This window comes from Azospirillum sp. 11R-A (genome assembly GCF_049472615.1).
GTDB lineage: Bacteria > Pseudomonadota > Alphaproteobacteria > Azospirillales > Azospirillaceae > Azospirillum > Azospirillum palustre.
Genome location: NZ_JBCEBL010000006.1, coordinates 259,295 through 284,371, shown reverse-complemented (window position 1 = coordinate 284,371; position 25,077 = coordinate 259,295). Strand labels below are relative to the sequence as shown.

28 protein-coding genes are annotated in these 25,077 nt (G+C 69.1%); 16 read left to right on the top strand and 12 right to left on the bottom strand.

What is annotated here, in order from left to right; all coding sequences use genetic code 11:
• Positions 1-112 precede the first annotated feature (112 nt).
• Positions 113-1,270: a penicillin-binding protein activator gene (locus tag VH569_RS12230; protein WP_423315562.1), complete on the bottom strand. Its 1,158-nt coding sequence runs from the start codon at positions 1,268-1,270 to the stop codon at positions 113-115.
• A 104-nt stretch (positions 1,271-1,374) separates the two neighbouring features.
• On the opposite strand from VH569_RS12230, the gene rsmI reads away from it, so the two are divergent.
• The 4 genes from rsmI to gshB are packed head-to-tail and all read left to right on the top strand — an operon-like array spanning position 1,375 to position 4,503.
• Positions 1,375-2,295: a 16S rRNA (cytidine(1402)-2'-O)-methyltransferase gene (gene rsmI, locus VH569_RS12225; protein ID WP_423315560.1), complete on the top strand. Its 921-nt coding sequence runs from the start codon at positions 1,375-1,377 to the stop codon at positions 2,293-2,295.
• Positions 2,292-2,660 carry a YraN family protein gene (locus tag VH569_RS12220; RefSeq protein ID WP_423315559.1) on the top strand — a complete coding sequence of 123 codons (369 nt, stop codon included), beginning with the start codon at positions 2,292-2,294 and terminating at the stop codon, positions 2,658-2,660. Before rsmI ends, VH569_RS12220 begins: the two co-directional genes overlap by 4 nt.
• Before the next feature lie 27 nt (positions 2,661-2,687).
• Positions 2,688-3,533, top strand: coding sequence for a SirB1 family protein (locus tag VH569_RS12215; RefSeq protein ID WP_395458921.1), 846 nt, complete (start codon positions 2,688-2,690; stop codon positions 3,531-3,533).
• A gap of 22 nt (positions 3,534-3,555) precedes the next feature.
• Positions 3,556-4,503, top strand: coding sequence for a glutathione synthase (gshB, locus tag VH569_RS12210; protein WP_423315557.1), 948 nt, complete (start codon positions 3,556-3,558; stop codon positions 4,501-4,503).
• Between the two features lie 72 nt (positions 4,504-4,575).
• Here gshB and VH569_RS12205 read toward each other — a convergent pair whose 3' ends face one another.
• A complete protein-coding gene (locus tag VH569_RS12205) occupies positions 4,576-5,445 on the bottom strand; it encodes a LysR family transcriptional regulator (protein ID WP_423315556.1) in 870 nt (289 codons plus the stop codon).
• A gap of 108 nt (positions 5,446-5,553) precedes the next feature.
• Between VH569_RS12205 and VH569_RS12200 the strand changes: the two genes are divergently transcribed.
• The 3 genes from VH569_RS12200 to VH569_RS12190 all read left to right on the top strand — a co-directional run bounded on the left by VH569_RS12200 (position 5,554) and on the right by VH569_RS12190 (position 7,706).
• Entirely contained in the window at positions 5,554-5,922 is a 369-nt protein-coding gene (locus tag VH569_RS12200; protein ID WP_423315555.1) for a cupin domain-containing protein, read from the top strand.
• 94 nt (positions 5,923-6,016) lie between these two features.
• Positions 6,017-7,015 (top strand): tryptophan--tRNA ligase, encoded by a 999-nt coding sequence (gene trpS, locus VH569_RS12195; RefSeq protein ID WP_098740959.1) that lies wholly within the window; start codon positions 6,017-6,019, stop codon positions 7,013-7,015.
• Positions 7,016-7,028: 13 nt separating this feature from the next.
• On the top strand, positions 7,029-7,706 hold the full coding sequence (locus VH569_RS12190) for a pyrrolidone-carboxylate peptidase (RefSeq protein WP_423315554.1): 678 nt from the start codon (positions 7,029-7,031) through the stop codon (positions 7,704-7,706).
• Positions 7,707-7,709: 3 nt separating this feature from the next.
• Here VH569_RS12190 and VH569_RS12185 read toward each other — a convergent pair whose 3' ends face one another.
• On the bottom strand, positions 7,710-8,084 hold the full coding sequence (locus tag VH569_RS12185; RefSeq protein ID WP_014249257.1) for a MarR family winged helix-turn-helix transcriptional regulator: 375 nt from the start codon (positions 8,082-8,084) through the stop codon (positions 7,710-7,712).
• Positions 8,085-9,070: 986 nt separating this feature from the next.
• Between VH569_RS12185 and VH569_RS12180 the strand changes: the two genes are divergently transcribed.
• Both VH569_RS12180 and VH569_RS12175 read left to right on the top strand, forming a co-directional pair.
• Positions 9,071-10,564: an alpha/beta fold hydrolase gene (locus VH569_RS12180; protein ID WP_423315552.1), complete on the top strand. Its 1,494-nt coding sequence runs from the start codon at positions 9,071-9,073 to the stop codon at positions 10,562-10,564.
• Positions 10,565-10,586: 22 nt separating this feature from the next.
• On the top strand, positions 10,587-10,841 hold the full coding sequence (locus tag VH569_RS12175) for a hypothetical protein (protein WP_423315551.1): 255 nt from the start codon (positions 10,587-10,589) through the stop codon (positions 10,839-10,841).
• Positions 10,842-10,868: 27 nt separating this feature from the next.
• Here VH569_RS12175 and VH569_RS12170 read toward each other — a convergent pair whose 3' ends face one another.
• The gene (locus VH569_RS12170) at positions 10,869-12,401 is read right to left on the bottom strand and encodes a YifB family Mg chelatase-like AAA ATPase (RefSeq protein ID WP_423315549.1); all 1,533 of its coding nucleotides are present in this window, start codon (positions 12,399-12,401) and stop codon (positions 10,869-10,871) included.
• A gap of 221 nt (positions 12,402-12,622) precedes the next feature.
• Between VH569_RS12170 and VH569_RS12165 the strand changes: the two genes are divergently transcribed.
• The 4 genes from VH569_RS12165 (at position 12,623) to VH569_RS12150 (ending at position 15,751) form a co-directional block, all read left to right on the top strand.
• Positions 12,623-13,369 carry a creatininase family protein gene (locus VH569_RS12165; protein WP_423315548.1) on the top strand — a complete coding sequence of 249 codons (747 nt, stop codon included), beginning with the start codon at positions 12,623-12,625 and terminating at the stop codon, positions 13,367-13,369.
• 168 nt (positions 13,370-13,537) lie between these two features.
• The gene (gene hrcA, locus VH569_RS12160; RefSeq protein ID WP_085090505.1) at positions 13,538-14,578 is read left to right on the top strand and encodes a heat-inducible transcriptional repressor HrcA; all 1,041 of its coding nucleotides are present in this window, start codon (positions 13,538-13,540) and stop codon (positions 14,576-14,578) included.
• Between the two features lie 51 nt (positions 14,579-14,629).
• The gene (gene grpE / locus VH569_RS12155; RefSeq protein WP_423315547.1) at positions 14,630-15,226 is read left to right on the top strand and encodes a nucleotide exchange factor GrpE; all 597 of its coding nucleotides are present in this window, start codon (positions 14,630-14,632) and stop codon (positions 15,224-15,226) included.
• 159 nt (positions 15,227-15,385) lie between these two features.
• Positions 15,386-15,751 carry a response regulator gene (locus tag VH569_RS12150; RefSeq protein WP_109048338.1) on the top strand — a complete coding sequence of 122 codons (366 nt, stop codon included), beginning with the start codon at positions 15,386-15,388 and terminating at the stop codon, positions 15,749-15,751.
• Positions 15,752-15,767: 16 nt separating this feature from the next.
• On the opposite strand, the gene VH569_RS12145 is transcribed toward VH569_RS12150, so the two are convergent.
• The 7 genes from VH569_RS12145 to VH569_RS12115 form a co-directional block, all read right to left on the bottom strand.
• Positions 15,768-16,637, bottom strand: a complete 870-nt coding sequence (locus VH569_RS12145; protein ID WP_423315546.1) for a DUF1848 domain-containing protein — start codon at positions 16,635-16,637, stop codon at positions 15,768-15,770.
• A 66-nt stretch (positions 16,638-16,703) separates the two neighbouring features.
• Positions 16,704-17,261: a NifU family protein gene (locus tag VH569_RS12140; protein WP_174471445.1), complete on the bottom strand. Its 558-nt coding sequence runs from the start codon at positions 17,259-17,261 to the stop codon at positions 16,704-16,706.
• A gap of 180 nt (positions 17,262-17,441) precedes the next feature.
• Entirely contained in the window at positions 17,442-17,960 is a 519-nt protein-coding gene (locus VH569_RS12135) for a universal stress protein (protein WP_423315545.1), read from the bottom strand.
• Positions 17,961-17,978: 18 nt separating this feature from the next.
• Positions 17,979-18,761 (bottom strand): TIGR02186 family protein, encoded by a 783-nt coding sequence (locus VH569_RS12130; protein WP_423315544.1) that lies wholly within the window; start codon positions 18,759-18,761, stop codon positions 17,979-17,981.
• A complete protein-coding gene (locus VH569_RS12125; RefSeq protein ID WP_109096887.1) occupies positions 18,761-19,678 on the bottom strand; it encodes a sulfite exporter TauE/SafE family protein in 918 nt (305 codons plus the stop codon). Before VH569_RS12125 ends, VH569_RS12130 begins: the two co-directional genes overlap by 1 nt.
• Before the next feature lie 390 nt (positions 19,679-20,068).
• Entirely contained in the window at positions 20,069-20,776 is a 708-nt protein-coding gene (locus VH569_RS12120; protein ID WP_423315543.1) for a hypothetical protein, read from the bottom strand.
• A 97-nt stretch (positions 20,777-20,873) separates the two neighbouring features.
• On the bottom strand, positions 20,874-21,476 hold the full coding sequence (locus VH569_RS12115; protein WP_423315542.1) for a hypothetical protein: 603 nt from the start codon (positions 21,474-21,476) through the stop codon (positions 20,874-20,876).
• A gap of 53 nt (positions 21,477-21,529) precedes the next feature.
• Between VH569_RS12115 and VH569_RS12110 the strand changes: the two genes are divergently transcribed.
• Positions 21,530-22,003: a hypothetical protein gene (locus VH569_RS12110; RefSeq protein ID WP_423315540.1), complete on the top strand. Its 474-nt coding sequence runs from the start codon at positions 21,530-21,532 to the stop codon at positions 22,001-22,003.
• Positions 22,004-22,106: 103 nt separating this feature from the next.
• Here VH569_RS12110 and VH569_RS12105 read toward each other — a convergent pair whose 3' ends face one another.
• Positions 22,107-23,114, bottom strand: a complete 1,008-nt coding sequence (locus VH569_RS12105) for an adenosine kinase (protein WP_423315539.1) — start codon at positions 23,112-23,114, stop codon at positions 22,107-22,109.
• Positions 23,115-23,279: 165 nt separating this feature from the next.
• On the opposite strand from VH569_RS12105, the gene VH569_RS12100 reads away from it, so the two are divergent.
• Positions 23,280-23,753: a winged helix-turn-helix transcriptional regulator gene (locus VH569_RS12100; RefSeq protein WP_109052205.1), complete on the top strand. Its 474-nt coding sequence runs from the start codon at positions 23,280-23,282 to the stop codon at positions 23,751-23,753.
• Entirely contained in the window at positions 23,750-25,021 is a 1,272-nt protein-coding gene (gene fabF, locus VH569_RS12095; RefSeq protein WP_109052206.1) for a beta-ketoacyl-ACP synthase II, read from the top strand. Before VH569_RS12100 ends, fabF begins: the two co-directional genes overlap by 4 nt.
• Positions 25,022-25,077 lie beyond the last annotated feature (56 nt).

Here is a 25,077-nt window from a genome sequence, read left to right as displayed (position 1 = left end):
GACGATCCCCGAGTATCCTTACCTGAGAAACGAAAACGCCGCGGTCCGTCCCGATGACGGCCGCGGCGTTTTCGTTTCCAACCTCTCTTCCCGGAGGAGAGAACGTGTGTCCTTACTGCCCGAGCATCTCGAAGGACGGCGGGGCCGGATCGACCACGCGCGATCCGGTCGGGGTGATCTCCATCACCGCCAGCCCGCGTTCGACCAAGCCGTCGGCGCGCAGGCGGAACAGGCCGTCCAGCCCCTCGAAGCCGTTCGGGTTGGTCATCGCCATGCGGTCGAAGGGCACCGGACCGCCGGTGCGGGTGAGCACCGCGGCGATGGAGGTGGCGTCATAGGCCAGCGTGGCGATGCGCGGCGGCTTGCGGCCATAGACCTGCTCGAACTGCGACTCGAAGCGGGCGCGGGTCTGCGGCGTCGGTGCGGCATAGAGCGCGCCGACCAGCGCCGGTTCCTGCCCCAGCGCCCCTTGCGAGGTGTCGTCCCACAGGCCGGTGCCCAGCAGCTTGACCTGCTGCGGCTGCACGCCGTTGGCGGCCAGCGCCTGGGCGATGCCCTGGGCGCGCTGCCCGCCTTCGGCCAGCATCACCGCCTGCGGCTGCGGGGTTTCCTGGGCCACCTGCTTGGCCGGGATCGACAGGTCGGTGACCGCCGGATCGTAGCGCTCGACCTGCGTGGTCATGGTGCCGAGCTTCGGTGCGATCTGCTGCATGGCGTTCACCACGGCATCGCCATAGGGTGAGCGCGGCGCCAGCACGGTGAAGCGCGTCGCCCCGCGCGAGCGGGCATAGCCTGCCACGCGGTTGACCTGATCGGCCGGGACGAAGCCAAGCACATAGGTGCCGTTGCCGGCCTGGGTGGCGTCGTTGGTGAAGGCCAGCACGTCGACGCCCGCATTCTGGGCAATCGGCCGCACCGCAGCGACGTCGGCGGCGAACAGCGGGCCGATGATCAGGCGGGCGCCCTCGGCCAGCGCCTGGCGCGCGGCGTCGGCCGCCCCGCCCGGCGTGCCCTTGGTGTCGCGCGGCAGAAGCTGCAGCTGGTCGCCGGCCATGTCGAACAGCGCCATCTGGGCGGAGTCCAGCATGGCCTGCCCGATGGCGGCGCTCTGCCCGCTGAGCGGCACCAGGACGGCCACCTTGATCGGGCCCTGCGCTTCCGGCAGGGGAGCCACCGGAGCCGGGACCGGTTGCGGCGCTTGTGCCACCCGCGGCGGCGCGCTTACAGTCGAACAGGCCGACAACAGGCCGGCGACCAGCAAGGCTGCCACGCCGTGACGTTTCAGACCCTGTGAGAAAGCTGTTGCCAAGCGTGCCACCAATCGTCTCCACATCTGCTGAAACGGCCGCCGATACCGAAGGCGAAACCCAAGGCATGGACCCCAACGGCCCGGACCCCAACGGCCCACACCAAAGTGGCGCTCAAGGTAGCCCCCTCGCCGCGCCAAGTAAACTCGCGGGCGGACTGTATGTCGTCGCTACCCCCATCGGAAACGCCGCGGACATCACGCTGCGCGCGCTCGACACGCTGAAGCGGGCCGACGCCATCGCCTGCGAGGACACGCGCGTCACCGCCAAGCTGATGGGCATCCACGGCATCCACACCCCCTTCGTCTCCTACCACGAGCACAACGCCGCAAAGATGCGTCCGATCCTGATCGGGCGCATGAAAAAGGGCGAGGCCATCGCGCTGGTCACCGACGCCGGCACCCCGCTGGTCTCCGACCCCGGCTACAAGCTGGTGCGAGAGTGCGTGGCGGAGGGGGTGGCGGTGACCACCCTGCCCGGCGCCTCGGCCCCGCTGGTGGCGCTGGTGCTGTCCGGCCTGCCGACCGACCGCTTCCTGTTCGCCGGCTTCCTGCCCAACAAGAGCAGCGCCCGGCGCGCCACCGCCGGCGAGCTGAAGGGGGTGCCGGCCACCCTGGTCTTCTTCGAATCGCCGCAGCGCCTGCCGGAGTCGCTGGCCGATCTCGCGGATATCCTGGGTCCGCGCGAGGCCGCCGTCGCCCGCGAGCTGACCAAGCTGTACGAGGAGGTGCGGCGCGGCACCCTGCCCGAGCTGGCCGCGCATTATGCCGAGGCCGGGCCGCCGCGCGGCGAGGTCGTGCTGGTGATCGGTCCGCCGGGAGAGGAGGCGACGCCGGGCGAAGCCGACGTCGACGCCCTGCTGCGCGAGGCGCTGACCCGCCTTTCGGTGCGAGACGCCGCCGCCGATGTCGCCGCCCGCACCGGCCAGCACAAGCGCACCGTCTATGCCCGCGCGCTGGAATTGCAGCGGGAGGAACGGACGAAATGACCGACCTGGATGCGCGTCGCCTGCGGGCCGAGAGCCTTGGCCGCCGGGCGGAGGCGCTGTGCCGCCTGTCGCTGCGCCTGCGCGGCTACCGCATCCTGGCCAGCCGCCTGCGCACGCCGATGGGCGAAATCGACATCGTCGCCAGACGCGGCCAAACCATCGCCATCGTCGAAGTGAAGGCACGTGGCGACTGGGACACCGCCAACGAGGCGCTGAACGCCCGGCAGCGCGGCCGGCTCGCCCGCGCCGCCCATGCCTTCCTCGGCGCCAACCCGCGCTATGCCGGCTATGTCTTGCGCTTCGACGTGATGCTGGTTACCCCTTGGACTTGGCCCCGTCATCTGGTCGATGCCTGGAGACTGTGAGGGGATGAATTTGAGGGGGCGACAGTCTTGAGCAACCGCGCGGAAGCCCGCGAAATCCTGCGCCGCATCGGCGACCAGCCGGACGACGAGATCGATCTGGCCGAAGCCGCCCTGGCTCTGGGCGCGCTGGAGTTGCCGAGCGCCGACCTCGCCCCCTACCGCGCCCATATCCGCGCCATCGTCGAGGATCTGGCCGCCCGCGTCGCGGCGCAGGATCAGGCCGCGGGCGACAGCCTGGAAGCACGCATCGCGCACCTGCACGCCGTGATCGGCGAGCGCCACGGCTACTCCGGCGACCACGACACCTACGATGACCTGCAGAACGCCAACCTGCTGCGGGTGGTCGATCGCCGCCGCGGCCTGCCGGTGGCGCTCGGCATTCTCTACATGCATGCCGCCCGCTCGCAGGGCTGGCCGATGGTGGGCCTTAATTTCCCTGGTCATTTCCTGGTCCGCATCGAGAAGGACGGCGCCCGCGCCATTATCGACCCCTTCAACGAGGGGCAGACCCGCAGCGTCGTCGACCTGCGTGACCTGCTGAAGGCTACGGCCGGAAGCGCCGCCGAGCTGGAGCCCGGCCATTACCAGCCGGTGTCGAACCGCGACGTGCTGCTGCGCCTGCAGAACAACATCAAGCTGCGCCACCTGTCGGCGCACGATGTGCCGAAGGCGCTGGAGGTGCTGGAGGCGATGCGCCTGTTCGCCCCACACGAGCCGGCGCTGTGGCGCGAGACCGGCCTTCTGGAAGCCCATGCCGGCAATCTGAAGGACGCCATCACCGCGTTGGAAACCTTCATGGCGCTGACCGGCGACGACCATCACCGGCACCAGACCGCCTCGTTGATCCAGCAATTGAAGAACCGCCTGAACTGACCCCGTTCCAGAGGGACCCGTCATGAGCCTCGCCGTCGCCTTCCAGATGGACCCCATCGAGTCGATTAACATCGACACCGATTCCAGCTTCATGATGGCGCTGGAGGCGCAGAAGCGCGGCCATCGCCTGCATCACTACCACCCGCGCGACCTGATCCTGACCGGCAACCGCCTGACCGCCCGTGTGCGCGAGATGACGGTGGTGCGCCAGCGCGGCGCCCACTACACGCTGGGCGAGCCGGTTATGACCGACCTGTCGACGATGGACGTCATCCTGCTGCGGCAGGACCCGCCCTTCGATATGGCCTACATCACCTCCACCCACCTGCTGGAGCATGTGCAGCCCAAGGTTCTGGTCGTCAACGACCCGGCCGAGGTGCGCAATGCGCCGGAAAAGCTGTTCATCACCAAGTTCCCCGACCTGATGCCGCCGACGCTGATCACCAGCGACAAGCAGGCCATCCTGGACTTCCGGGCCGAGCACAAGGACATCATCGTCAAGCCGCTGTTCGGCAACGGCGGCGCCGGCGTCTTCCACCTGAAGCCCGACGACGAGAATTTGGGCTCCCTGCTGGAGATGTTCACCCAGCTCTACCGCGAGCCAGTGATCGTGCAGAAATACCTGCCGGAGATCCGCCAGGGCGACAAGCGCATCATCCTGGTCGACGGCGAGCCGGTGGGCGCGGTCAGCCGCATGCCGCTGGAGGGCGAGGCCCGTGCCAACTTCCACGCCGGCGGCAGCGCCAGGAAGACCGAGCTGACCGCGCGCGAGCGCGAGATGTGCGCCGCCATCGGCCCGGTGCTGCGCGAGAAGGGGCTGGTCTTCGTCGGCATCGACGTGATCGGCGACTACATGACCGAGATCAACGTCACCTCCCCCACTGGCATCCAGGAGATCAACCGCCTGAACGGCGTTCAGTTGGAAGCCCTTCTGTGGGATGCCATCGAGCGCCGCCGCGCGGCGAAATAAGAACTGCGGCGCGTGCGGAAGTAAGGATAGGGCGCCACCGGGTCAAACGGGCGGGCTGGACCGTGGGACCGGTCAGCCCGTGCGCTTGAACCGGGCGAAGGCGTCGCGGATTTGCCGGGCCAGTTCCGCCGCCGCCAGCGAGGGCGTGCGGACCGGCCGATGCAGCGTGACGGCGAAGGACGGCAGGTCGGGAAGACCGCTGTCCGCCGGCAGGATTTCCAGATCGGGCGGCACGGTGAAGGCCAGCCAGGCCGAGACCGCGAGATCCATCCGCACGGTGGCGAAGGTGGCGTCAAGGCCGCCATTTTCGAACATGCTGCGCCAATCCCGCCCCTGCCGGCGCAGCGCCGCCATCACCGCCGGCCGGAAGACGCAGGTTTCCACCACCAGCGACAATGGCAGCGGGGTCGCGGCATAAGCACTGCCGCCGCGCGCACCGACCCAGACCAGACGGTCGATCAGCAGATGCTCGCCCTGCGCCGCCTCCACCGGCTCTTCGACCAGCGCAAGGTCGAGATCCCCATCGCCGATGCGGCCCGCCAGTTCGGGAGACGATCCGCAGATCAGCGTCAGTTCGACCTTCGGGAAGGCAGCGGTGAAACTCCGCAGCATCGGGGCAATGCAGGGAGCGACAAGGTCGTAGGGAACGCCGATCCGCACCGGCCCGTCGATGGCGCCACCGGTGATGTCTGCCCAAATCTCGTCGTTCAGCGCCAGCAACCGCCGGGATTTCCCCAGCAAACGCTCCCCCAACGCGGTCGGGCGCAATCCGCTGCGGTCACGAATGAACAGGGGGCCGCCGGCCAGCGCTTCCAGCCGGGCAATCTGCTGGCTGACGGCTCCCTGCGTCAGGTTCAGGTTCTGGGCCGCCGCCGTCATGCTGGCGTGGTCGGCGACCACGGCGAAGCTGCGCAGCAGGGTCGTGTCGAGATTTCTGGGCATAGCGGCATTATGAATACTAATGACCTCCATCTCCACTATTAGTTATCCAAGAGCTCGGTTGAGCTGTACCCCGGTTCCATCCGCACCATGACCGGAGAAGCCGTTCCGATGATCCCTGCCCTCAACATCGACGCCGCACTCGACACCCTGACCGATCACTGGTCGCCCAAGGTGATCGCGCGGGTGAACGACCAGTATGTGAAGGTTGCCAAGCTGAAGGGCGACTTCGTCTGGCACCGCCACGATGATGAGGATGAGCTCTTCCAGGTCATCCGCGGCCGGCTGCGCATCCAGTTCGAGGATGGCGGCGAGACGCTGCTGTCACCGGGCGAACTGTGCGTGATCCCACGTGGAGTGATGCACAATCCGGTCGCCGACGAGGAATGCTGTATTCTGCTGATCGAAACGGTGACGACGAAGCACACCGGCGATGTCGAGACGCCGAGAACGCGCTCCATCGCCCAACAACTGGCCTAGGAAAGCGGGTCCGGCTGCGGCGCGCCGCGCCTTGACCGGCGGACTTCGGGGGGCGATAACTGCCGCCTCCCAGAGTTTTCGAGCGAGACCACCCGTGAACCGCATTTTCTCCGGCATGCAGCCGACCCGGCAGCTTCACCTCGGCAACTATCTGGGGGCGCTGCGCAACTGGGTGGATCTGCAGAACAGCTACGAGTGCATCTTCTGCGTTGTCGACCTGCACGCGCTGACCATCGACCAGGACCCGGAGGTTCTGCGCAACAACATCCGCGAGGTCACCGCGGCCTACATCGCCGCCGGCATCGACCCGGACAAGAACATCCTGTTCAACCAGTCGGTGGTTTCCGGCCATGCCGAACTGGGCTGGATCCTGTCCTGCCACACGCCGCTGGGCTGGTTGAACCGCATGACGCAGTTCAAGGAAAAGGCCGGCAAGCAGAAGGATATGGCCAACCTCGGCCTCTATGCCTACCCGACGCTGATGGCCGCCGACATCCTGCTGTACAAGGCCACCCATGTGCCGGTAGGCGAGGACCAGAAGCAGCATCTGGAACTGGCGCGCGACATCGCCGGCGCCTTCAACCGCCGCTATGAGACCGAATACTTCCCGCTGCCCGAGCCGCAAATCCTGGGCGAGGCGACGCGGGTGATGAGCCTGCGCGACGGCAAGAAGAAGATGTCTAAGTCGGACGAGTCCGAATATTCGCGCATCAACATGACCGACGATGCCGACACCATCGCCCAGAAGATCCGCAAGGCGAAGACCGATCCGGAGCCGCTGCCGGAAACCGTGACCGAGCTGGAGGCCCGTCCGGAGGCCGACAACCTCGTCACCATCTATGGTGCGCTGGCCGGCCAGTCGCGCGAGCAGGTGCTGGCGCAGTTCGCCGGGTCCCAGTTCTCCGATTTCAAGAAGTCGCTGGTCGACCTGTCGGTGGACAAGCTGGCGCCGATCACCACCCGCATGAAGGAACTGCTGGCCGACAAGGCTGAAATCGACCGGCTGCTGAAGAAGGGCGGCGAGCGCGCCGCCGCCATCGCGGAAAAGAACCTGAACGACGTGAAGGACATCATCGGCCTGCTGCGGCCGTAAGGATAAATTTCCCGTGACGGCCCCCATCCTGATCACCGGCTTCGCGCCGTTCGGGACACCCCTGGACGGCGAAGCAGATCCGTCCGCCGCCGACCATCCCCACACCGATCATCCCTGGACGGCCGATCCGACCGCCCTGCTGATGGAGCGGCTGGCGGGAGAGCCGGGGGTCGTCACCGCCACCCTGCCCCCCCTGTATGACACCTGCGGCGAGGCCTTCGCCGCGCTGCTGGCGGAACACCGGCCGCTGGCGGCGCTCGGCTTCGCCTATCTGGACTCCAGCGATTACATCCGGCTGGAACGGCTGGCCTGGAACCGCGATGAAAGCCCATTGCCGGATGCGGCCGGCACGGTGCGGGACCATGCCGATATCGTGCCCGACGGGCCGACCGCCTATGGCAGCACCCTGCCGGTGCCGCGGGTGATGCGCGAATTGTCGATGGCGGGACTGCCGGTGACCTTCGGCGATTTCTCCGGCGGCTTCCTCGGCAATCATCTGTTCTACCGGGCGCGCCATATCATCGAGAGCGCCGGCCTGGACGTGCCCTACGGCTTCTTCCACATGCCGCCGCTGCCCGAACGGGCGGCAACGCTGCGCCGCTTCGGCGGTCTGGGTCTGGAGCGGCAGGAGCTGGCGGTGCGCACGCTGGTGGGCATGCTGCGCCGGGCGCTGGACGGGATCGCTAGATAAGAATCAGGCCGTCCTGGCGGGACGGCGCTGGTCGGGCGGGTTCACGATGGCGCGCAACGCGTCCAGGAACTCACGGCCCTTGTCGGTCAGGGTGACGATCTTGCGACGGCGTTCGCGCGGATCTTCCTGCGCCTGCACCAGATCGAGGCCGGCCTTGCCGAAGCTGTGCCAGCGGCTGAGCGCCGCGACGTTGCGCGACGCGGAGGATTGGGCGATGCCCAGGCGTTCCGCCAGTTCGCCGATGGAGATGCCTTCGCTCTGCGCGATGGTCATGAAACTCAGCGCATACTGGATGGGCAGATCGGGGTCGAGCTTGCGGAACGCCTCAAGCACCTGGACGACGGTAAGGACCTCGTCATGACGAACGCGGGCCGGCATTCAGCAGGTCTCCGCGACGCCGCGCGCTATGCAGCGCGGGAGGGTGGTCCCCAGCGGGCCGGTGTGTAGATGATGTTCAGGCGTCCAAGCCATAGGATGACTTCCCCGTTTTCACGCCTCAGGTCGAAGGACCCGGCCGGCGATGCCCAGCGGGCGTGTTCAACGAAGAGACGGTGACCGCAAAAACCCAGAAAGACACACATGGGATCCTCTCGATATCCGGAATTCACGTTCGAAGGCTGCGGGAAGAAGGCGGGCCGGCTGGGCTTGATTGGCGGCCATATGGGCGGCCCAATTGGCGGCGGTGATGGCCGGATCGCCCGATCGGCGAGTCCAGGCAGTGGCTACGATGGCTTTCATCGAAACTCTCCAGGGGTTGAGTGAGGCCGGCGTGAGAGGCCGGCGGATCCGGTATCGCCGGTTAGCGATACGGTTGCAAGGTCAAAAATGTCCGCGCGTCCGATAGGTTCCGATCGCGGATGTGAAAAGGCGGAAGGCGGCAGGCGAGTGGAGGCTCTTCGCCGTCCCCGACGTCTCCGTCCGTCAATCCGATGTCGCGCCGCAAATGGTCGCACAGTCGGCCCGGTCCCGAGGATAGCCCGGAATCGAGCCAACGGCTCCGCAACGCCGTCCACAAGGTCGGCATGATCTGCTCCTTTAACCGAGAGGCACCGACGGCCGGGCCTCTATGACGAAATAATTCCGCGTGCGGATGTGTTCCGTCAACCGGTTCCTCCCGAGATGACCGTTCGTTTGCAAATGGCGTGACCTTCGCCGCACGTCTGTTGCAAATCGGCACCGCTTTTCCGCCGTTTCGCCATCCGCGGGGATGAGGCCGGGCATCTCTGGACAAGCGGAGGTCGGTCGGTCAAACACAAAGCCGGCGGCAAAAGCCGTCTGCGGTACTCCTCTCGTCGGTCTCCTATCCATCAGTTCCGGGTCGTCCGTCCGTGTCCATCCTCCCCTCTTCCGCATGGCCGACAGCGGTGCGTTCCGCCCGCAAGCTGCTGGCGGTTGCAGCCGTGGCGGCGGGCACGCTGTGGAGCCTGCCCGCGGCGGCGGAGGCGCGCTTCACCCCCGGCCCCTGCTGGTTCACCGTGCCGGACGGCGAAGCGGCCCTGTGCGGAACGGTCGCGGTGCCGGAGCGGCGGGACCGCCCCAACAGCCGCAGCCTGCGCCTGCCGGTCGCCGTCCTGCTCAGCACCGCCCGCCAGCCGGCCCCCGATCCCGTGCTGTTCCTGGAGGGCGGCCCCGGCGCCTCCCCCTTCGGCAGCGGCGAGGCGACGGAGGAGCGGATGGAGGTGTGGTGGGAGCTGTCGGCTCCGTTCCGCCGCACCCGCAACCTGATCCTGTTCGATCCGCGCGGCGTCGGCCGGGCGGAGCCCGACACCGATTGCCCGGAACTGGACGCCGTCGGCACCACCCGCGGCACCCGGCCGCTGACGCGCGAGCAGCGGGCGGCGGCGGAACGCTCGGCGGTCAGCGCCTGTTCGGCGCGGCTGCAGGGGGCCGGGCTGGACGCCACCCAATTCTCCACCCCCGTCGCGGCGGAGGATGCGCTGGACATCGTCACCGCGCTGGGGGCCCAGCGCGTGAACCTGTTCGCGGTGTCCTACGGCACGCGGGTCGGGCTGGAGATCCTGCGGCGGCAGGGCTCCCGTGTCCGCACCGCCGTCTTCGACAGCGTCTATCCACCCGACGTCAATGCACAGGAAGAGATGGCCTGGCTGGCGCAACGCGCCTATCGCCGGCTTTTCGACGATTGCGCCGCCAACCGGGCCTGCCGCTCCGCCTTTCCCGATCTGGAAAAGCGCTTCCTCGGCCTGATCGACCGGCTTGACCGCAACCCGGTCGAGATCGTCGTCGGCGACCATGAGACGCGCCGCGTCCTGCGGCTGACCGGCGGGGCGGCCATCGCCGCCGGGCTGGAGGCGATGGCGGTCAGCGAGGCGGTGCCGGCCCTGCCGATCATGCTCGACCGCGCCATCCGCGGCCAGTACGCCACGCTGGCCGAATGGGCGCCGACCAACTGGCTGGGCGACCCGGAGGTCGCCGACGGGCTGGCCTTCTCGGTCGAATGCCGTGAGTCGGTGACCACTGCCGATCCGTTGAAGCGCGCCGACAACGCCCGCCGCTATGCCCCCTACGGGCTGGTCGCCGCCGACGATCCCGGCCAGCGCGTCTGCCGCCTGTGGCCGGCCGGCCATCAGGAGTTGACCGAGCGCCTGCCGGTCGCCAGCCCGGTGCCGGTGCTGCTGCTGTCCGGCGCCTACGACCCCGTCACCCCGCCGGACTGGGGCGACCGCGCCGCCGCCACCTTGCCGAAGAGCCGCCATCTGGTCTTCCGCGCCGCCAGCCACATCGTGACTTCCAGCGAGGACTGCGCCATGGCTACCGCCGTGACCTTCGTCGAGCAGGAGTTGGTTCCGGCGACCGCTTGTCCGGGCGCGGCCAAGCCGCCGGTGTTCGAAGGACCGTAACCCGCAGGAGAAGAGGTTCCCGATGCCCTTTCCATCCCATGAGCGCGCTGTGCTGCTGGCGGTCAAAGGCGTCGGGCCGACCGTGATCGGCCGGCTCGAACAGGTCGGCATCCATGATCTGGCGGCGCTGGCCGATGCGGACGCCGCGGCTCTGTGCACGGCAATCGCCGGAGAGCTGGGCGCGAGCTGCTGGAAGAACAGCCCGCAGGCGCGCGGCGCAGTCGCGGCGGCGATCCTTGCCGCGCAACAACAAGGGGCGGCAACCGCCGCAGGCTGATGCCGGCAGTCGTCCTGCGCCCCCCGTTCACCGCCCAGGCGCGATACGCCGGTAGCTCAGCGCCTCCGCGATGTGAAGGCGCCTCACCCCCTCGACCCCGTCCAGGTCGGCCAGCGTCCGCCCCACCCGCATCACCCGGTGGTAGCCGCGGGCGGACAGCTTCAGCCGCTCCGCCGCCTCGGTCAGCAGGGCGCGGCCGGGGGCGTCGGGGGAGGCCACCTTTTCCAGCAGTTCGCCGTCCGCCTCGGCGTTGGTCCGCACCGCCCGGCCGGCCGGGTAAGGACCGAAACCGCCGTAACGCTCCGCCTGGATGGCGCGGGCGACGGCGACACGGGCGGCGATGGCGGCGCTGCCCTCCGCCGGGGGCGGCAGGCTGAGGTCGGCGGGGCTGACCGCCGGCACATCGATGTGCAGGTCGATGCGGTCGAACAGCGGTCCGCTGATCTTCGACTGATAGTCGGCGGCACATTTCGGCGCGCGGGCGCAGGCGAGCGAGGCGTCGTCGAGATGGCCGCAGCGGCAGGGGTTCATCGCCGCCACCAGCTGGACGCGCGCCGGGTAGGTCACATGATGGTTGGCGCGGCTGACCACCGCCTTGCCGGTCTCGAGCGGTTGACGCAACGCCTCCAGCAGCGCGCGGGGGAACTCGGGCAACTCGTCGAGGAACAGAACGCCCTGGTGCGCCAGGGAGATCTCGCCCGGCTTCGCCCGCGTGCCGCCGCCGACCAGCGCCGGCAGGCTGGCCGACTGGTGCGGCGCACGATAGGGGCGCTGGCGCAGCAGACGACCGTCCTCCAGCAGACCGCCGACGCTGTGGATCATCGACACCTCCAGCGCCTCCGCCGGGTCGAGCGGCGGCAGCAGGCCGGGCAGCCGGGCGGCCAGCATCGACTTGCCGGAACCGGGCGGGCCGATCATCAGCAGATTGTGCGAGCCGGCAGCGGCGACCTCCAGCGCGCGCTTGGCCGTTTCGTTGCCCTTCACGTCGCGCAGGTCGGGCGGCGGCGCGTCCTGTTCCTGCATCCGCGGCTTGGGCGGGGTCAACACCTGGGTGCCCTTGAAATGGTTGATCAGCGCCAGCAGGTTGGCCGGCGCCAGCACGTCGAGGTCGGGACCGGCCCAGGCCGCCTCCCCGCCGCAAGCCGCCGGACAGATCAGGCCGCGGTCGTTGGCCAGCGCGTCGATGGCGGCGGGCAGCACGCCGGCCACCGGCGTCAGGGCGCCGTCGAGCGCCAGTTCGCCCAGCGCCACGTAGCGGGCGATCTCCGCATCCGGCAGCACCCCCATCACCGTCAGCAGGCCGAGCGCGATGGGCAGGTCGAAATGGCTTCCCTCCTTCAGCACATCGGCGGGAGCGAGGTTGACGGTGATGCGCTTGGCCGGCAGCGCGAGTCCCAGCGCGTGCAGCGCAGCGCGCACCCGCTCCCGGCTTTCGCCCACCGCCTTGTCGGGAAGGCCGACGACGGTGAAGGCGACGATTCCGCCGGACATCTGGACCTGGACGTCGATCCCCAGCACCTCGATGCCCTGGAACGCCACCGTGTTGACGCGCGCAACCACAACCGCACCCCGAAACAGACGCCCGTCAGGGCATGGTACACGCGATTGTAGTCACCATGAGACCAATGCGCCAGCGCGGGATGAACAAAACCCAACCGCCGGCCCCGTCATGCCCGCCCGGCGCAGGGAGTGGTTGTCCCGGCCCGCCGGCCGCCTAACATGAAGGCAAACGCATTCCCGGCCGCATTTCCGGCACGCATCGTCGAAAAGGATCAGCCACCGTGCAGCTTCACCTGAGCACCTGGGCCGAGGTCGAAACCTATCTGAAGACCTCCAAGGGCATCATCATGCCGATCGGCTCGACCGAGCAGCACGGGCCGAACGGGCTGGTCGGCACCGACGCCATCTGTGCCGAGGTCATCGCGAAGGGCGTCGGCGACGCCACCGGCGCGCTGGTCGGCCCGACCATCCCGGTCGGCATGGCCGTCCACCACATGGAATTCCCCGGCTCGATGACGCTGAAGCCGTCCACCCTGATCGCGCTACTGCGCGACTATGTCGGCTCGCTGGCCGAACACGGGTTCGAGCGCTTCTTCTTCGTCAACGGCCATGGCGGCAACATCGCCACGCTGCGCGCCGCCTTCTATGAGATCTATGCGGAGAACCGGGCGCTGCGCGGCCGCGACGCCCCGGATCTGCGCTGCACCCTGGTGAACTGGTGGGAGAATGGCGAGGTCGGCCGCCTGTCACGCGAGCTGTACCAGGGCAAGGAAGGCTCGCACGCCACCCCCAGCGAGGTGTCGCTGACCCAGTACGCCTATCCCGACTCGATCAAGAGCGCGGCGATGGAACCGGAACAGGCGCCGGCCGGCGGCTTCCACGATGCCCGCGACTTCCGTCGCCGCTATCCCGACGGCCGCATCGGCTCCGCCCCCGGCCTTGCCCGTCCCGAACATGGCCAGCGCCTGTACGAGGCGGCGGTCGGCGCCATCGCCACCCAGTACCGCGCCTTCCTGGCGGAGCAGTAAGGGCGGTCACATGCCTGCATGCCGCCCGCATCCCAATGGGGGCATGCCGGTGGGGCATCTTCGCCCCGCACGTTGATTCGGCGGTCGGACCTGCCTAAATTCGGACCGGTTGACGGAACCTGCGTTCCGCAACCGACCGGCCCGAACAGAGCACGACCGCCCCAGTCCATGATCAACGAGCTGAACCAGCGATCGCGCGAGATTTTCCGGCTGATCGTCGACGCCTATGTGGCGTCGGGCGAGCCGGTCGGCTCGCGCACAATCTCGCGACGGCTTGGCATGGCCTTGTCGCCCGCGACCATCCGCAACGTGATGGCCGACCTGGAGGAGCAGGGGCTGCTCTATGCCCCGCACACCTCCGCCGGCCGCATCCCGACCGATGCCGGCCTTCGCATGTTCGTCGACGGCCTGCTGGAGATCGGGTCGCTGACCGAGGACGAACGCGCCTCGATCGAAGCGAAATGCTCCGCCTCCGGCCGCGCCTTCGCCGACGTGCTGGGCGAGGCGTCGACCATGCTGTCCGGCCTGTCGCACTGCGCAGGCCTGGTGGTGGCACCCAAGACCGACCGTCCGCTCAAGCACATCGAGTTCGTGTCGCTCGGCCCCGGCCGCGCCCTGGTCGTCCTGGTGAACGAGGACGGGCTGGTCGAGAACCGGGTGATCGAGGTGCCGATGGGGGTCCCGACCTCCACCCTGCAGACGGTGTCGAACTTCCTCAGCGCCAAGCTCGCCGGCCGCACGCTGGACGAGGCCCGGCAGGAGGTCCTGCAGGAGATCGAGCAGCAGAAGACCCAGCTGGACGAGCTGTCGCGCAAGGTGGTCGCCGCCGGTCTGGCCACCTGGGCCGGCAGCGGCGGGTCGAACGCCGGCCAGTTGATCGTCCGCGGCCAGTCCCGCCTGCTGGAGGACGTCACCGCGCTGTCGGATCTGGAGCGCGTGCGCGGTCTGTTCGAGGCGCTGGAGACCAAGGAGACGATGCTGCGCATGCTGGACGCCACCGGCCGCGGCGACGGCGTGCAGATCTTCATCGGCGCCGAGAACGTGCTGTTCAGCCATTCCGGCTGCTCGATGATCATCTCCCCCTTCCAGAACAGCCGGGAACAGGTGATCGGCGCCATCGGCGTCATCGGCCCGACCCGCATCAATTACGCCCGCATCATTCCGCTGGTCGATTACACCGCCAAGGTGGTCAGCCGGCTGATCGGCTGAGCACCACCCTCACCAACTCCGCCTTTTGACGAAGCAAGAATTGAGAAAACCATGAGCGAAGAGCAGAACAAGCCCGCCGACGCCACGGTGGAGCCAACCGAGGCCACCGCCGACACCGCCAACCAGACGGATGCCGGTTCGCCCGAGGACCGCGTCGCCAAGCTGGAGGCCGAGGTCGCCAGCCTGAAGGACCAGCTTCTGCGCGCCATGGCGGAGACGGAGAACACCCGCCGCCGTGCCCAGCGCGACCGCGAGGACGCCAGCAAGTTCGCCGTGTCGAGCTTCGCCAAGGAGCTGGTGTCGGTCGCCGACAATCTGCGCCGCGCGCTCGACGCCGTGCCGGCCGAGGGCCGCGAGCAGGACGATGTGCTGAAGGGCCTCGCCGTCGGCGTCGAGGCGACCGAGCGCCAGCTGTTCGCCGCCTTCGACCGCGCCGGCATCAAGAAGCTGGACCCGGCCGGGGAGCCGTTCGACCCGAACTTCCATCAGGTGATGTTCGAGATCGAGAACACCGGCAAGGCCGCCGGCACCGTCGTGCAGGTTCTCCAGCCCGGCTACACCATCCACGGCCGCCTGCTGCGCGAGGCGATGGTCGGTGTCGCCAAGGGCGGTGACGCCGGCGGCCAACACGTCGATACGAAGGCGTAACCATACGACTTCTGCAAAGCCCCCGGTTCACCGGCACCGCCGACGGGCCGGGGGCTTCCTTGTTGTGCGGAATAGGGTACGCCAGCGGTTGACGGTCGGCGGGAAATTGCCTAGGGCTTTCCCATAACTCTTTCGGCCGAGCAACCGGAGCCGCGTTCCATGCCCAAAAGCGTCCTGACCGTCGACGATTCCAAGACCATCCGCGACATGGTCGGGTTCACGCTGAAAGGCGCCGGCTATGAGGTGGCGGAGGCGTCGGACGGCAATGCCGGCCTCGCCCTGGTCAACCAGCGCAAGTTTGACTGCATCATTACCGATTTGAACATGCCGGGCCTGGACGGGCTGGCGCTGACCCGCGCCATCCGCGCCTCGGCCACCAACCGCGCCACCCCGGTCCTGCTGCTGACCACCGAGGCCGATCCGGCCAAGAAGTCCGCCGGCCGCGAAGCCGGTGCCACCGGCTGGCTGGTGAAGCCGTTCAACCCGGAAAAGCTGGTGGAGACGGTGCGGAAGGTCTGTCCGTAAGGACCGGTCTTCCCCGTCAACGGGTAAGCAGAAACTCCCCCTCCGGATCGTGCGCGGCGAAGCGTTGCTGGGCCTTGCCGCGGTCGGCGACGGCATAGCAGTAGACGCAGCCGTGCGGGCAGCTGTCATAGTCGCCGATGTCGCGGCTTTCGGCGCACAGGCAGCCGGGACGGTTGCCCTTCTCCCGCGCGGCGATCGCATGGCCCGCGACATCGGACAGCCGCTGCGCATCGACGCAGCGGGCCGGCGCCGTGTCGGGCGTACCGGCCAACTCCGGCTGGGTGCAGAGCGTCAGTGTCATCCCCTCCCCCGCCGCGATGCCGGCCAGATCCGCCAGCAGCGCGCGCTTCTCCTCCGCCTCCGGATCGCGCCAGCCGATGCCGGCGGCGGCGAGGTTGCGGGCGGTCTTGCGGTAGGGCTGGAGGAAGGATGCCACCACCTCGTCGGTCACCCCGCGCAGCGAGCGGGCGATGGCGGCGAAGGTCTCGCGGTGCCAGGCGGGCGGCGTGGCGTCGGTCAGGGCGATGGGGTCGTAGCGCCAGACCGCTGCCCGCGCTCCCCAGCGCCCGCGCACCTGTGCCATATGGCCGACCGCCGTCTCCCAGGCGGGGACCGAGCGCTCCAGCGCGGTGGGCAGGCCGGTGATGCTGTATTGCACGACGAAGGGAAAGCCACGCTCCGCCACGCTGTCGAGCGCGGGCAGGAACGGTCCCAGATTCTTGGTCCAGAAGATGAGGCCGTCGACCGCCGGCCGGGTCAGGTCGATGCGGTAGGTCTGGCCGCCATAGGGATTGACCATCCGGCAATGGCCGGCGTCGAGGCGGTTCAGGAACCAGCGCCCGTAGAAGGCGGGAATGTCGGTCTTGTAGCTGGCGGAGATGATCATGCAACCAGCATGGGAATGCCGGCCCGCCGCATCAAGGGCAAGCCGGCATAACCATAGGGGCGGTCCTTACTGGACCGAGCGGACTTCGACCACTTCCGGGATGTAGTGGCGCAGCATGTTCTCGATGCCGTGCTTCAGCGTGGCGGTGGAGCTGGGGCAGCCGGAGCAGGCCCCCTTCATCGCCAGATAGACGACGCCGCGCTCGAAGCCCTGGAAGGTGATGTCGCCGCCGTCCTGGGCGACCGACGGGCGGACGCGGGTGTCCAGCAGCTCCTTGATCTGCTCGACGATCTCCTCGTCGTCGGCGTTCGCCGCCGCGGCATGGCCGTCGCCGCCGTCTTCCAGCAGGACCGGGCGGTCGGCGGTGAAATGCTCCATGATCACGCCGAGGATCGACGGCTTCAGCAGGAACCAGTCGCGGGCGTCGGTCTTGGTGATGGTGATGAAGTCGGCACCCAGGAAGACACCGACGACGCCCTCGATCTCGAACAGGCGCTGGGCGAGCGGCGAACGGGCGGCATCCTCGCGGCCGGTGAAGTCGGCGGTGCCGCGTCCGAGCACGTCACGCCCCGGCAGGAACTTGAGAGTCGCCGGGTTGGGCGTCTGCTCGGTCTGAATGAACATGGTCTGGTCCTCCATCGGCGGCGGAATGGAACCGCCGGCGCGCCCGGGATCGGGACGCGGTACGATTGGGGGAAATTTGGGCCGAAACGCCGGGCGGATCAAGGACCCCGGTTGTGTGGGTATTCGGCATCCGGCATGCGCGGACCGCCCCCGGCGCCTATCCTTACCTGCTTGCCCGGTTCACGTGATCGCGTCCAGTTCCTCGTTGCTGAGCCCGCCGGGGACGATGGTCAGCGGGATGTGCAGCCGCCCCAGCCCGCGGCCGGTGTAGTAGGAGATCAGCGGGCCGGGGCCTTCCGGGTCGGTGCCGGCGGCCAGCACGAGGATGGAGATGCTCGGCTCCTCCCCGATCAGGGCCAGCACCTCCTCGGTGCGGTTGCCCTCGCGGACATAGAGCGCCGGCAGGGTGCCGGTCAGCTGGTTGACCTCGCGCGCCAGCTTCTGGAGCATCTGCTCCGCCTCGGCGCGCTGCTCCTCGCGGATCAGGTTCTCCACCGCCAGCCAGTGCTGCATCTCGCCCTTTTCCAGGACGGTCAGCAGCGCCACCTTGCCGCCCGACTTGCGGGCGCGCAGGCAGGCATAGCGGAGCGCCACCTTCAGCTCCGGGCTGTCGTCGACCACCACCAGGAAGATGCGCACCGGCTTAGGGGCGGGGGGCTGCTGCGTGTCGGGCGTCGTCGGCTGTGTCGCGTCGGTCATCTCTGTAACCCTCTCGGCTTAGACCCGGCGGAATGCGGCGCCGGCCGCCCAGCCGGCCGCGATGGCGCCGAGGACGGCGGCCACCCCGTAGATGACCGGGCGGTTGCGCGCGAAGTCCGACACTTCGGCGCTGAACCCGATCTTGGACACCACCAGCGGCGTGGTCTGGGCGCTGACCACCTCGCCGTCGCGTATCAGCAGGGCTTCGACATTGTACAGCCCGGTCGGGACATTGGCCGGGAAATAGATGTTGGTGCGGAACAGCCGCTCGCCCAGAAAGGCGACCTGCCCCATCGAGATGGCGTAGAGCCCCTGGCGCTGCTTGTTGCGGATCAGCGCGCTGCGGTAGGCGGCAAGCTCCTCCGGCGGCATGTTGGCATCCGCCGGCAGCTGCAGCTGCGGCAGGCCCAGCTGGTGGCGCTCCAGAACCGGGCGGCCGACCAGCTGGTCGAGCGGCCGGCTGACCGCCACCGTGTAGAAGCTGGGCACCTGATCGAAGCGCAGGCTGTCGGTGTTCATCCACATGCCGGCCACCCGCTGCTTGCGGCGGACGGTGGCGGGGGAGCGCGGGCCGGTGACGACGATGGCGACGTCGCCCGCCCCGTCGGTGGTGCCGAACAGAACGACCTCCGTGCCCGTGAAGCCGGTGGTGATGGCGATCAGGTGGCTCGACAGGTCGGCGACCAGCTGCTGCGCCCACACCGTCGCCGCCACCGTGCCGCCCAGCAGCAGCCCGGCCAGCGCCGCGGCGGCCTGGACCAGCCGGCGCTTGATCGGCCTGCGCTTGGTAACCGCCGCCATCAGCGCAGCCCCATGGTCAGGGTGTAGAGGTCGTCGGGACGGGAGAACAGGTCCCAGGCCAGCTTCAGCGCCACCGCCACCACGATCATCGACAGCGCCATCCGGGCGGTCTCGCCGCGCAGCCGGGTGCCGGCCCTGGTGCCGAACTGCGCGCCGATCACGCCGCCGATCAGCAGCAGGAGCGCCAGCATGGCGTCCACCGTCTGGTTGGTGGCGGCCTGGAGCAGGGTCGCCGCCGCGGTGGTGAAGATGATCTGGAACAGCGAGGTGCCGGCGACCAGACCAGCCGGCATGTTCAGCAGATAGATCATCGCCGGCACCAAGAGGAAGCCGCCGCCGATGCCCATGATCGCCACCAGCATGCCGCCGACCGCCCCGATCCCCGCCGGCAGCAGGGCGGAGATGTAGAGCTTTGAGCGCTGGAAGCGCATCTTGAAGGGCAGGCCGTGCAGCCAGATGTGGCGGTGCAGCTTGCCGCGCTTGGCCGTCGGCGCCCGGCGGCGCAGGATGGCGCGGCTGCTTTCCACCAGCATCATGCCGCCGATGGTGCCGAGGAAGAAGACGTAGGACAGGGTGATGGCGATGTCGATCTGGCCCAGCCGCTGGAGGATGCCGAAGATCCACACCCCCACCGCGGTGCCGACCACGCCGCCGCCCAGCATCACCACGCCCAGCTTCACGTCGACATTGCCGCGCCGCCAGTGGGCGAGCACGCCCGACACGCTGGCGGCGACCAGCTGGTTGGCCTGGGTGCCGACGGCGATTGCCGGGGGAACGCCGATGAAGATCAGCAGCGGCGTCATCAGGAAGCCGCCGCCGACGCCGAACATGCCCGACAGGAAGCCGACCAGCCAGCCCATGCCGAGCACCAGCAGCGCGTTGACCGACATCTCGGCAATCGGCAGGTAGACTTGCATGGAGGGGCAATCTGTCAGGATGGGCGGCGGGATCGGCAGCTTACCCGAGCCGGTGCCGTGGCGGAAGACCGCAGCGCCGGCCTTTTGGGGGATTGCATACGGCGCAAAACGCCCTCTCCCGCCCCAGGAGAGGGAGGGGACCCGCCGAAGGCGGGGAGGGTGAGGGTTGGCCCAAGACTCAAGAACCGCATGGCTCCTTGGATCACCCCTCACCCTTCCCACCGCTTCGCGGCGGGCCCCTTCCCTCTCCCGGGACGGGAGAGGGAGCCATATGCGATTGCCTTAAACGGCCTTCCGGGAGGATCGCCTCCGGTGAAGAGGCCGGTAAGAGCGTTGGAACGGCGTGGAACGGTTTCCGGCCGATGTTCCATGTTCATCGGCCTGTCCGCCTCACCGGCGGTCGAAGGCGGCCTTGCCCCGGCGTTCCAGCGCCGAGCCGAGGGTGGGATAGGGATCGTCGGGGTTGAGGGTGTAGGGATAGACGCCCTTCGGCCCCGGCGCCTCCGGGCGGGCGAGGATGGCGGCGACGGCGCGCGGATCGGGCGGGGTGCGTTCGCGGAAGGCGCCGGGGATGCGGTCGTCGTCGAGGTCGGGGACGACGATGCCGGAGAGGCCGGCGAAGGGATCGGCAACGGGATCGGGGGAAGTCTCAGGGGCAGCCTCTGCGGACAGGTCTTGCGGCGGTTGCTGAGCCGGCTGGGCGGCGAGCCCGTCGAGGATGCCGAGCCGGTCGGCCAGCCAGCGCACGGTCGAGGGATCGCCGGAGGAGACCAGCCGTTCGATCTGTTCGACCACCAAGCTGCGCAGCGAGGACAGGCGCAGGTCGGCCTCGCGGCGCAACGCCTGCCGCTCCCACCACACCCTGTGACGGAAATCCTTGGAGCCGTAATAGGCCCGCCACAGGGTGGTGCGGCTGCATCCCATGGCGCGGGCGACATAGAGGAAGCTGCTGCCGCGGGCCAGCATGCCGGCGGCCATGATCCACTGTTCCTCATGGAACTGCGAACCGGGGACCAGCGAGCCGTCCGACGGCACCGGCGGCTCTTCCGCCCACAGCGGGAACTGGTCGTTCTGGAGAGTACGGCTGTCGAGGGGCATGGCGTGGCTCCGCGAATGAGTGGGCATTGCGGAGAGGGTATAGGAATTATTTCTCCAAACGGTGGGCTTTTGCGAAAAACGGCAACCGGGCAGGGGGTCAGTGCACCGCCGCGTGGAAGAAGACCTGATAGCCGCCCTTCTGCGGGAAGACATGGTCCGCCTCGCGCCGGGCGGACGCCATGTCCAGCGCATGCACCACGACCCGGTTGCCGTAGCGCCAGGCCGGGTTCACCGGCTTGCCGGCGGCACGGGCGGCGGCGGCGACAACGGCGTCGAACTTCGCCTCCGCCTTGAAGCCGCGCCGGTTGCCGCCGGGAGCGCCGAGGACGTGCAGGAAGACCGGCGGTTCCTTGTCCAGCGTGTCGATCTGGCGCTGGAGATGGCTGACCCGCAGTTCGGCGGCGGTCAGACGGCCCCTCGCCTCCTCCAGCCGGCAGGCCATGTCGGCCAGCGCCTCCGTCTCGGCGCGCTGGCGTTCCTTCAGCGGCCGCACCGACTGGCGCAGCCGGTCGAGCCCGGCCACCCGTTCCCAGCTGCGCCGGATGCCGACCCAGCACAGATGGCACAGCACGGCCAGCGCCGCCACCAGCGGCACCGCCGAGTTGAGGATCGTCCGCACCACCTCCATCGCTACCCCGCCCCCATCGAAGTCCGCCGCAAATGCCGGCACCCGCCCTGGCACGCCGGTTGCTGCACTCACCGGCAGCCGTGCACGCAGCAAGGAGCGTGCCGAAGGAGCGGAGGAGGATGGGCATGCAGTCGCCGCTGCTGCTGGTGCTGGAAATGGTCATCATGATGGCCTGCCTCAGCTGGGGCACCGTGTCGATCCTGCGGATCGGCTACCGGATCGCGTCCGTGCAGCGCCGCCGGTCGCAGCTGCATCATGGACGGACGGAGCTGGCCCAGACCACCGACTCCCTGCGGCGCGACCTGCACCGGCAGGAAACCGAACTGCGCCAGCTGGAGGACGCGATATCCGTCCGCAACGCCCAGGCGGTGGAATTGCAGAGCCAATTGAACGACCTGCGCCGCCAGGGCCCACGGGAATACACGCTGATGAACGAGCGTTTCGGGGAGAAGGACCGGCTGTGGCTGCTGACCGTCCCGCGGCCCGACCGGCCGGAGCGCTGGGCGGTGGCCGCCCCCGACAGCGGGACGGCGCTGGCGCTGCTGTGCGCCAGGGTCACCGTACCGGAGCGGCCGGTGGTGGATGACCAGTTGAACTGAGCCGGCTGAGGTGAAGAAAACCGGACCGGAATGAGAACCGGCCGCAGTTGCAGAATGCAGTGCGGCCGGCAACGTGGTCGCGATTTGAGGCGCAAATCGCAGGTTACAGAATGCCCTTGGCGGCGACCAGTTCGCGCAGGTTCACCTCCGGCCGGGCGCCGACATGGCCGATGATCTCCGCCGCGGCGACGGCGCCCAGACGGCCGCAGACCGCCGGGGACAGGCCGCGGGTGTGGCCGAACAGGAAGCCGGCGGCATAGAGGTCGCCGGCGCCGGTGGTGTCGACCACCCGCTCCACCGGCTCGGCCGCCACCTCGACCACCTCGCCGGCCGAGACGATGACCGCGCCCTTCTCGCTGCGGGTCAGCGCCGCCGTCTTGCCCAGCCGCTTCACCGCCGCCAGCGCGTCCTCGAAGCTGTCGGTGCCGTAGAGGGCGCCGATCTCATGCTCGTTGGCGAACAGGATGTCGACGTGGCGTTCCACCAGATCGACGAACTCCGCATGGTGGCGGTGGACGCAGAAGCTGTCGGACAGCGACAGCGACACCTTGCGGCCGGAGGCGTGCGCGATCTCCGCCGCCTTGCGGAAGGCCTCCTTGGCGCGGGGCGGATCCCAGAGGTAGCCTTCCAGATAGGTGACCTGCGAGGCGGCGATCAGCGTCTCGTCGATGTCCTCCGGCCCCAGCTCGACGCAGGCGCCGAGATAGGTGTTCATCGAGCGCTGGGCGTCCGGCGTGACCAGGATCAGGCAGCGGGCGGTCGGCGCCCCGCCCAGCAGCGGCGCGCTGTCGAAGGCGACGCCGGCCGCGCGGATGTCGTGGCGGAACACGTCGCCCAGCTGGTCCTTGGCAACCTTGCCGATATAGGCGCCGCGCCCGCCCAGCATGGCGATGCCCGCCATGGTGTTGCCGGCCGAGCCGCCGGAGACCTCCACGCCCGGCCCCATGCGGCCATACAGCTCCTCGGCGCGGGCGGCGTCGATCAGCGTCATCGCCCCCTTCTCGATGGTGTTGGCGGCGAGGAAGGCGTCGTCGGCGTGGGCGATCACGTCCACGATGGCGTTGCCGATGCCGGTGACGTCGTAGGCGGCATCCTGGACGGACGTGGTCATGGGCTCTCCTGGGAGATCTTGCGGTCGGTGCGAAGTTGCGGCGCGAGTATAGCCGCCGCCGCCCGCATCACAAGTGCGGCTCAGGCGAGCACGTCCGATGCCCCGCGGACGAGCCGCCATCCCCGTCACTTGCATGATGAAAGTGACCGTGCGACAGTCGCCGCCATGCGACGCACCCGCCTGAGCGACGTTCCCTGCCCCATCGCCCGCGGCCTTGACGAGGTCGGGGAATGGTGGTCCCTGCTGATCCTGCGCGACGCGATGTTGGGCCTGACCCGCTTCGACGAGTTCCAGCGCAGCATCGGGCTCGCCACCAACATGCTGACCCGCCGCCTCCAGGCTCTGGTGGAGGCCGGGCTGCTGGAGAAGCGGCCCTACCAGGACCGCCCGCTGCGCCACAGCTATCACCTGACCGGCAAGGGGCGGGATTTCCTGCCGGTGCTGATCGCCATGGCCGACTGGGGCAGCCGCTGGCTGCCGCCCGGCGGGGCGTTCCGGATCGTCGACAGGGACACCGGACGGCCGGTCGAGCCGGTGCTGATCGACAGGACGACAGGCGAAGCGCTCCGGCCGGAGCGGCTGCGCCCGGAATTCACCATCCCCGCAAAGACGACATGGGCAAAGGACGAAACCGAATGAGACGAGTCGTGGTCACCGGATTGGGCGCGGTCACTCCGCTTGGGGCCGGGGTGAATCCTAGCTGGCGCGCCATGCTGGACGGCCGCAGCGGCATCCGCGCGATACGCGGGGTCGATACCGGCGGGATCGATGTCGCCGACCTGCCCTGCCGCATCGCCGGACATGTGCCGGACAGCGGGGAGGCCGCCTTCGACGCCGATGCGGTGGTGCCGCCCAAGGACCAGCGCAAGATGGACCGCTTCATCCTGCTGGCGCTCGCCGCCGCGGAAGAGGCGGTGGCCGATGCCGGCTGGCGCCCGGCGGATGCGGAGGCGCAGGAGCGCACCGGCGTGATGATCGGCTCCGGCATCGGCGGCCTGCCGGCCCTGGCCGACGCGGCCCTGACCCTGCATGCGAAGGGGCCGCGCCGCATCTCGCCCTTCTTCGTGCCGTCGACCCTCATCAACCTCGCGTCGGGCCATGTCTCGATCCGCTACGGCTTCCGCGGACCGAACCATGCCGCCGTGACCGCCTGCGCGACCGGAGCCCATGCCATCGGCGACGCCGCCCGGCTGATCGCCATGGACGATGCCGACGTCATGCTGGCCGGCGGCAGCGAGGCGACGATCTGCCGTCTCGCCATCGCCGGCTTCTGCGCCGCCCGCGCCATGTCCAGCGGCTTCAACGACGACCCGGCCCGCGCGTCGCGCCCCTGGGACCGCGAGCGCGACGGCTTCGTCATGGGCGAAGGCGCCGGCGTGCTGGTGCTGGAAGAGCTGGAGCACGCCAAGCGACGCGGGGCGACGATCTATGCCGAGGTCACCGGCTATGGCCTGTCGGGCGACGCCTACCACATCACCTCGCCGGCGGAGGACGGCAACGGCGCCTTCCGCGCCATGCGCGCCGCGCTGAAGCGGGCCGGACTGGCGCCGGACGCCATCGACTACGTCAACGCCCACGCCACCTCCACCCCGGCCGGCGACCCGGTGGAGATCGCGGCGGTCAAGCGCCTGTTCGGCCCGGCGGCGGCGGACCTCTCAATGTCCTCGACCAAATCGGCGACCGGCCATCTGCTGGGCGCGGCGGGTGCGGTGGAGGCGATCTTCGCCATCCTGGCCCTGCGCGATCAGGTCGCCCCGCCCACCCTGAACCTGGAGGCGCCGTCGGAGGGCTGCGACCTCGACCTCGTGCCGCTGCGGCCGAAGGAGCGGCGCATCCGCCATGTCCTGTCGAACAGCTTCGGCTTCGGCGGGACCAACGCCGCGCTGGTGTTCAGCCCCGCACCGTAACCGGAGAGCGGAAGGGCGGCACGGGGGGGACTGGAACCCGGCGGCCGGCCACCGTA

What these genes read in the sequence shown, in the direction of transcription:
- VH569_RS12100 (WP_109052205.1), top strand. Translation starts at nt 23,280, where the DNA reads ATGCGACGCACCCGCCTGAGCGACGTTCCCTGCCCCATCGCCCGCGGC.
- VH569_RS12125 (WP_109096887.1), bottom strand. Translation starts at nt 19,678, where the DNA reads ATGCAAGTCTACCTGCCGATTGCCGAGATGTCGGTCAACGCGCTGCTG.
- grpE (WP_423315547.1), top strand. Translation starts at nt 14,630, where the DNA reads ATGAGCGAAGAGCAGAACAAGCCCGCCGACGCCACGGTGGAGCCAACC.
- VH569_RS12105 (WP_423315539.1), bottom strand. Translation starts at nt 23,114, where the DNA reads ATGACCACGTCCGTCCAGGATGCCGCCTACGACGTCACCGGCATCGGC.
- VH569_RS12145 (WP_423315546.1), bottom strand. Translation starts at nt 16,637, where the DNA reads ATGATCATCTCCGCCAGCTACAAGACCGACATTCCCGCCTTCTACGGG.
- VH569_RS12140 (WP_174471445.1), bottom strand. Translation starts at nt 17,261, where the DNA reads ATGTTCATTCAGACCGAGCAGACGCCCAACCCGGCGACTCTCAAGTTC.
- VH569_RS12110 (WP_423315540.1), top strand. Translation starts at nt 21,530, where the DNA reads ATGCAGTCGCCGCTGCTGCTGGTGCTGGAAATGGTCATCATGATGGCC.
- VH569_RS12220 (WP_423315559.1), top strand. Translation starts at nt 2,292, where the DNA reads ATGACCGACCTGGATGCGCGTCGCCTGCGGGCCGAGAGCCTTGGCCGC.
- VH569_RS12175 (WP_423315551.1), top strand. Translation starts at nt 10,587, where the DNA reads ATGCCCTTTCCATCCCATGAGCGCGCTGTGCTGCTGGCGGTCAAAGGC.
- VH569_RS12185 (WP_014249257.1), bottom strand. Translation starts at nt 8,084, where the DNA reads ATGCCGGCCCGCGTTCGTCATGACGAGGTCCTTACCGTCGTCCAGGTG.
- VH569_RS12200 (WP_423315555.1), top strand. Translation starts at nt 5,554, where the DNA reads ATGATCCCTGCCCTCAACATCGACGCCGCACTCGACACCCTGACCGAT.
- VH569_RS12205 (WP_423315556.1), bottom strand. Translation starts at nt 5,445, where the DNA reads ATGCCCAGAAATCTCGACACGACCCTGCTGCGCAGCTTCGCCGTGGTC.
- VH569_RS12120 (WP_423315543.1), bottom strand. Translation starts at nt 20,776, where the DNA reads ATGCCCCTCGACAGCCGTACTCTCCAGAACGACCAGTTCCCGCTGTGG.
- fabF (WP_109052206.1), top strand. Translation starts at nt 23,750, where the DNA reads ATGAGACGAGTCGTGGTCACCGGATTGGGCGCGGTCACTCCGCTTGGG.
- VH569_RS12135 (WP_423315545.1), bottom strand. Translation starts at nt 17,960, where the DNA reads ATGACCGACGCGACACAGCCGACGACGCCCGACACGCAGCAGCCCCCC.
- VH569_RS12150 (WP_109048338.1), top strand. Translation starts at nt 15,386, where the DNA reads ATGCCCAAAAGCGTCCTGACCGTCGACGATTCCAAGACCATCCGCGAC.
- rsmI (WP_423315560.1), top strand. Translation starts at nt 1,375, where the DNA reads ATGGACCCCAACGGCCCGGACCCCAACGGCCCACACCAAAGTGGCGCT.
- VH569_RS12130 (WP_423315544.1), bottom strand. Translation starts at nt 18,761, where the DNA reads ATGGCGGCGGTTACCAAGCGCAGGCCGATCAAGCGCCGGCTGGTCCAG.
- gshB (WP_423315557.1), top strand. Translation starts at nt 3,556, where the DNA reads ATGAGCCTCGCCGTCGCCTTCCAGATGGACCCCATCGAGTCGATTAAC.
- hrcA (WP_085090505.1), top strand. Translation starts at nt 13,538, where the DNA reads ATGATCAACGAGCTGAACCAGCGATCGCGCGAGATTTTCCGGCTGATC.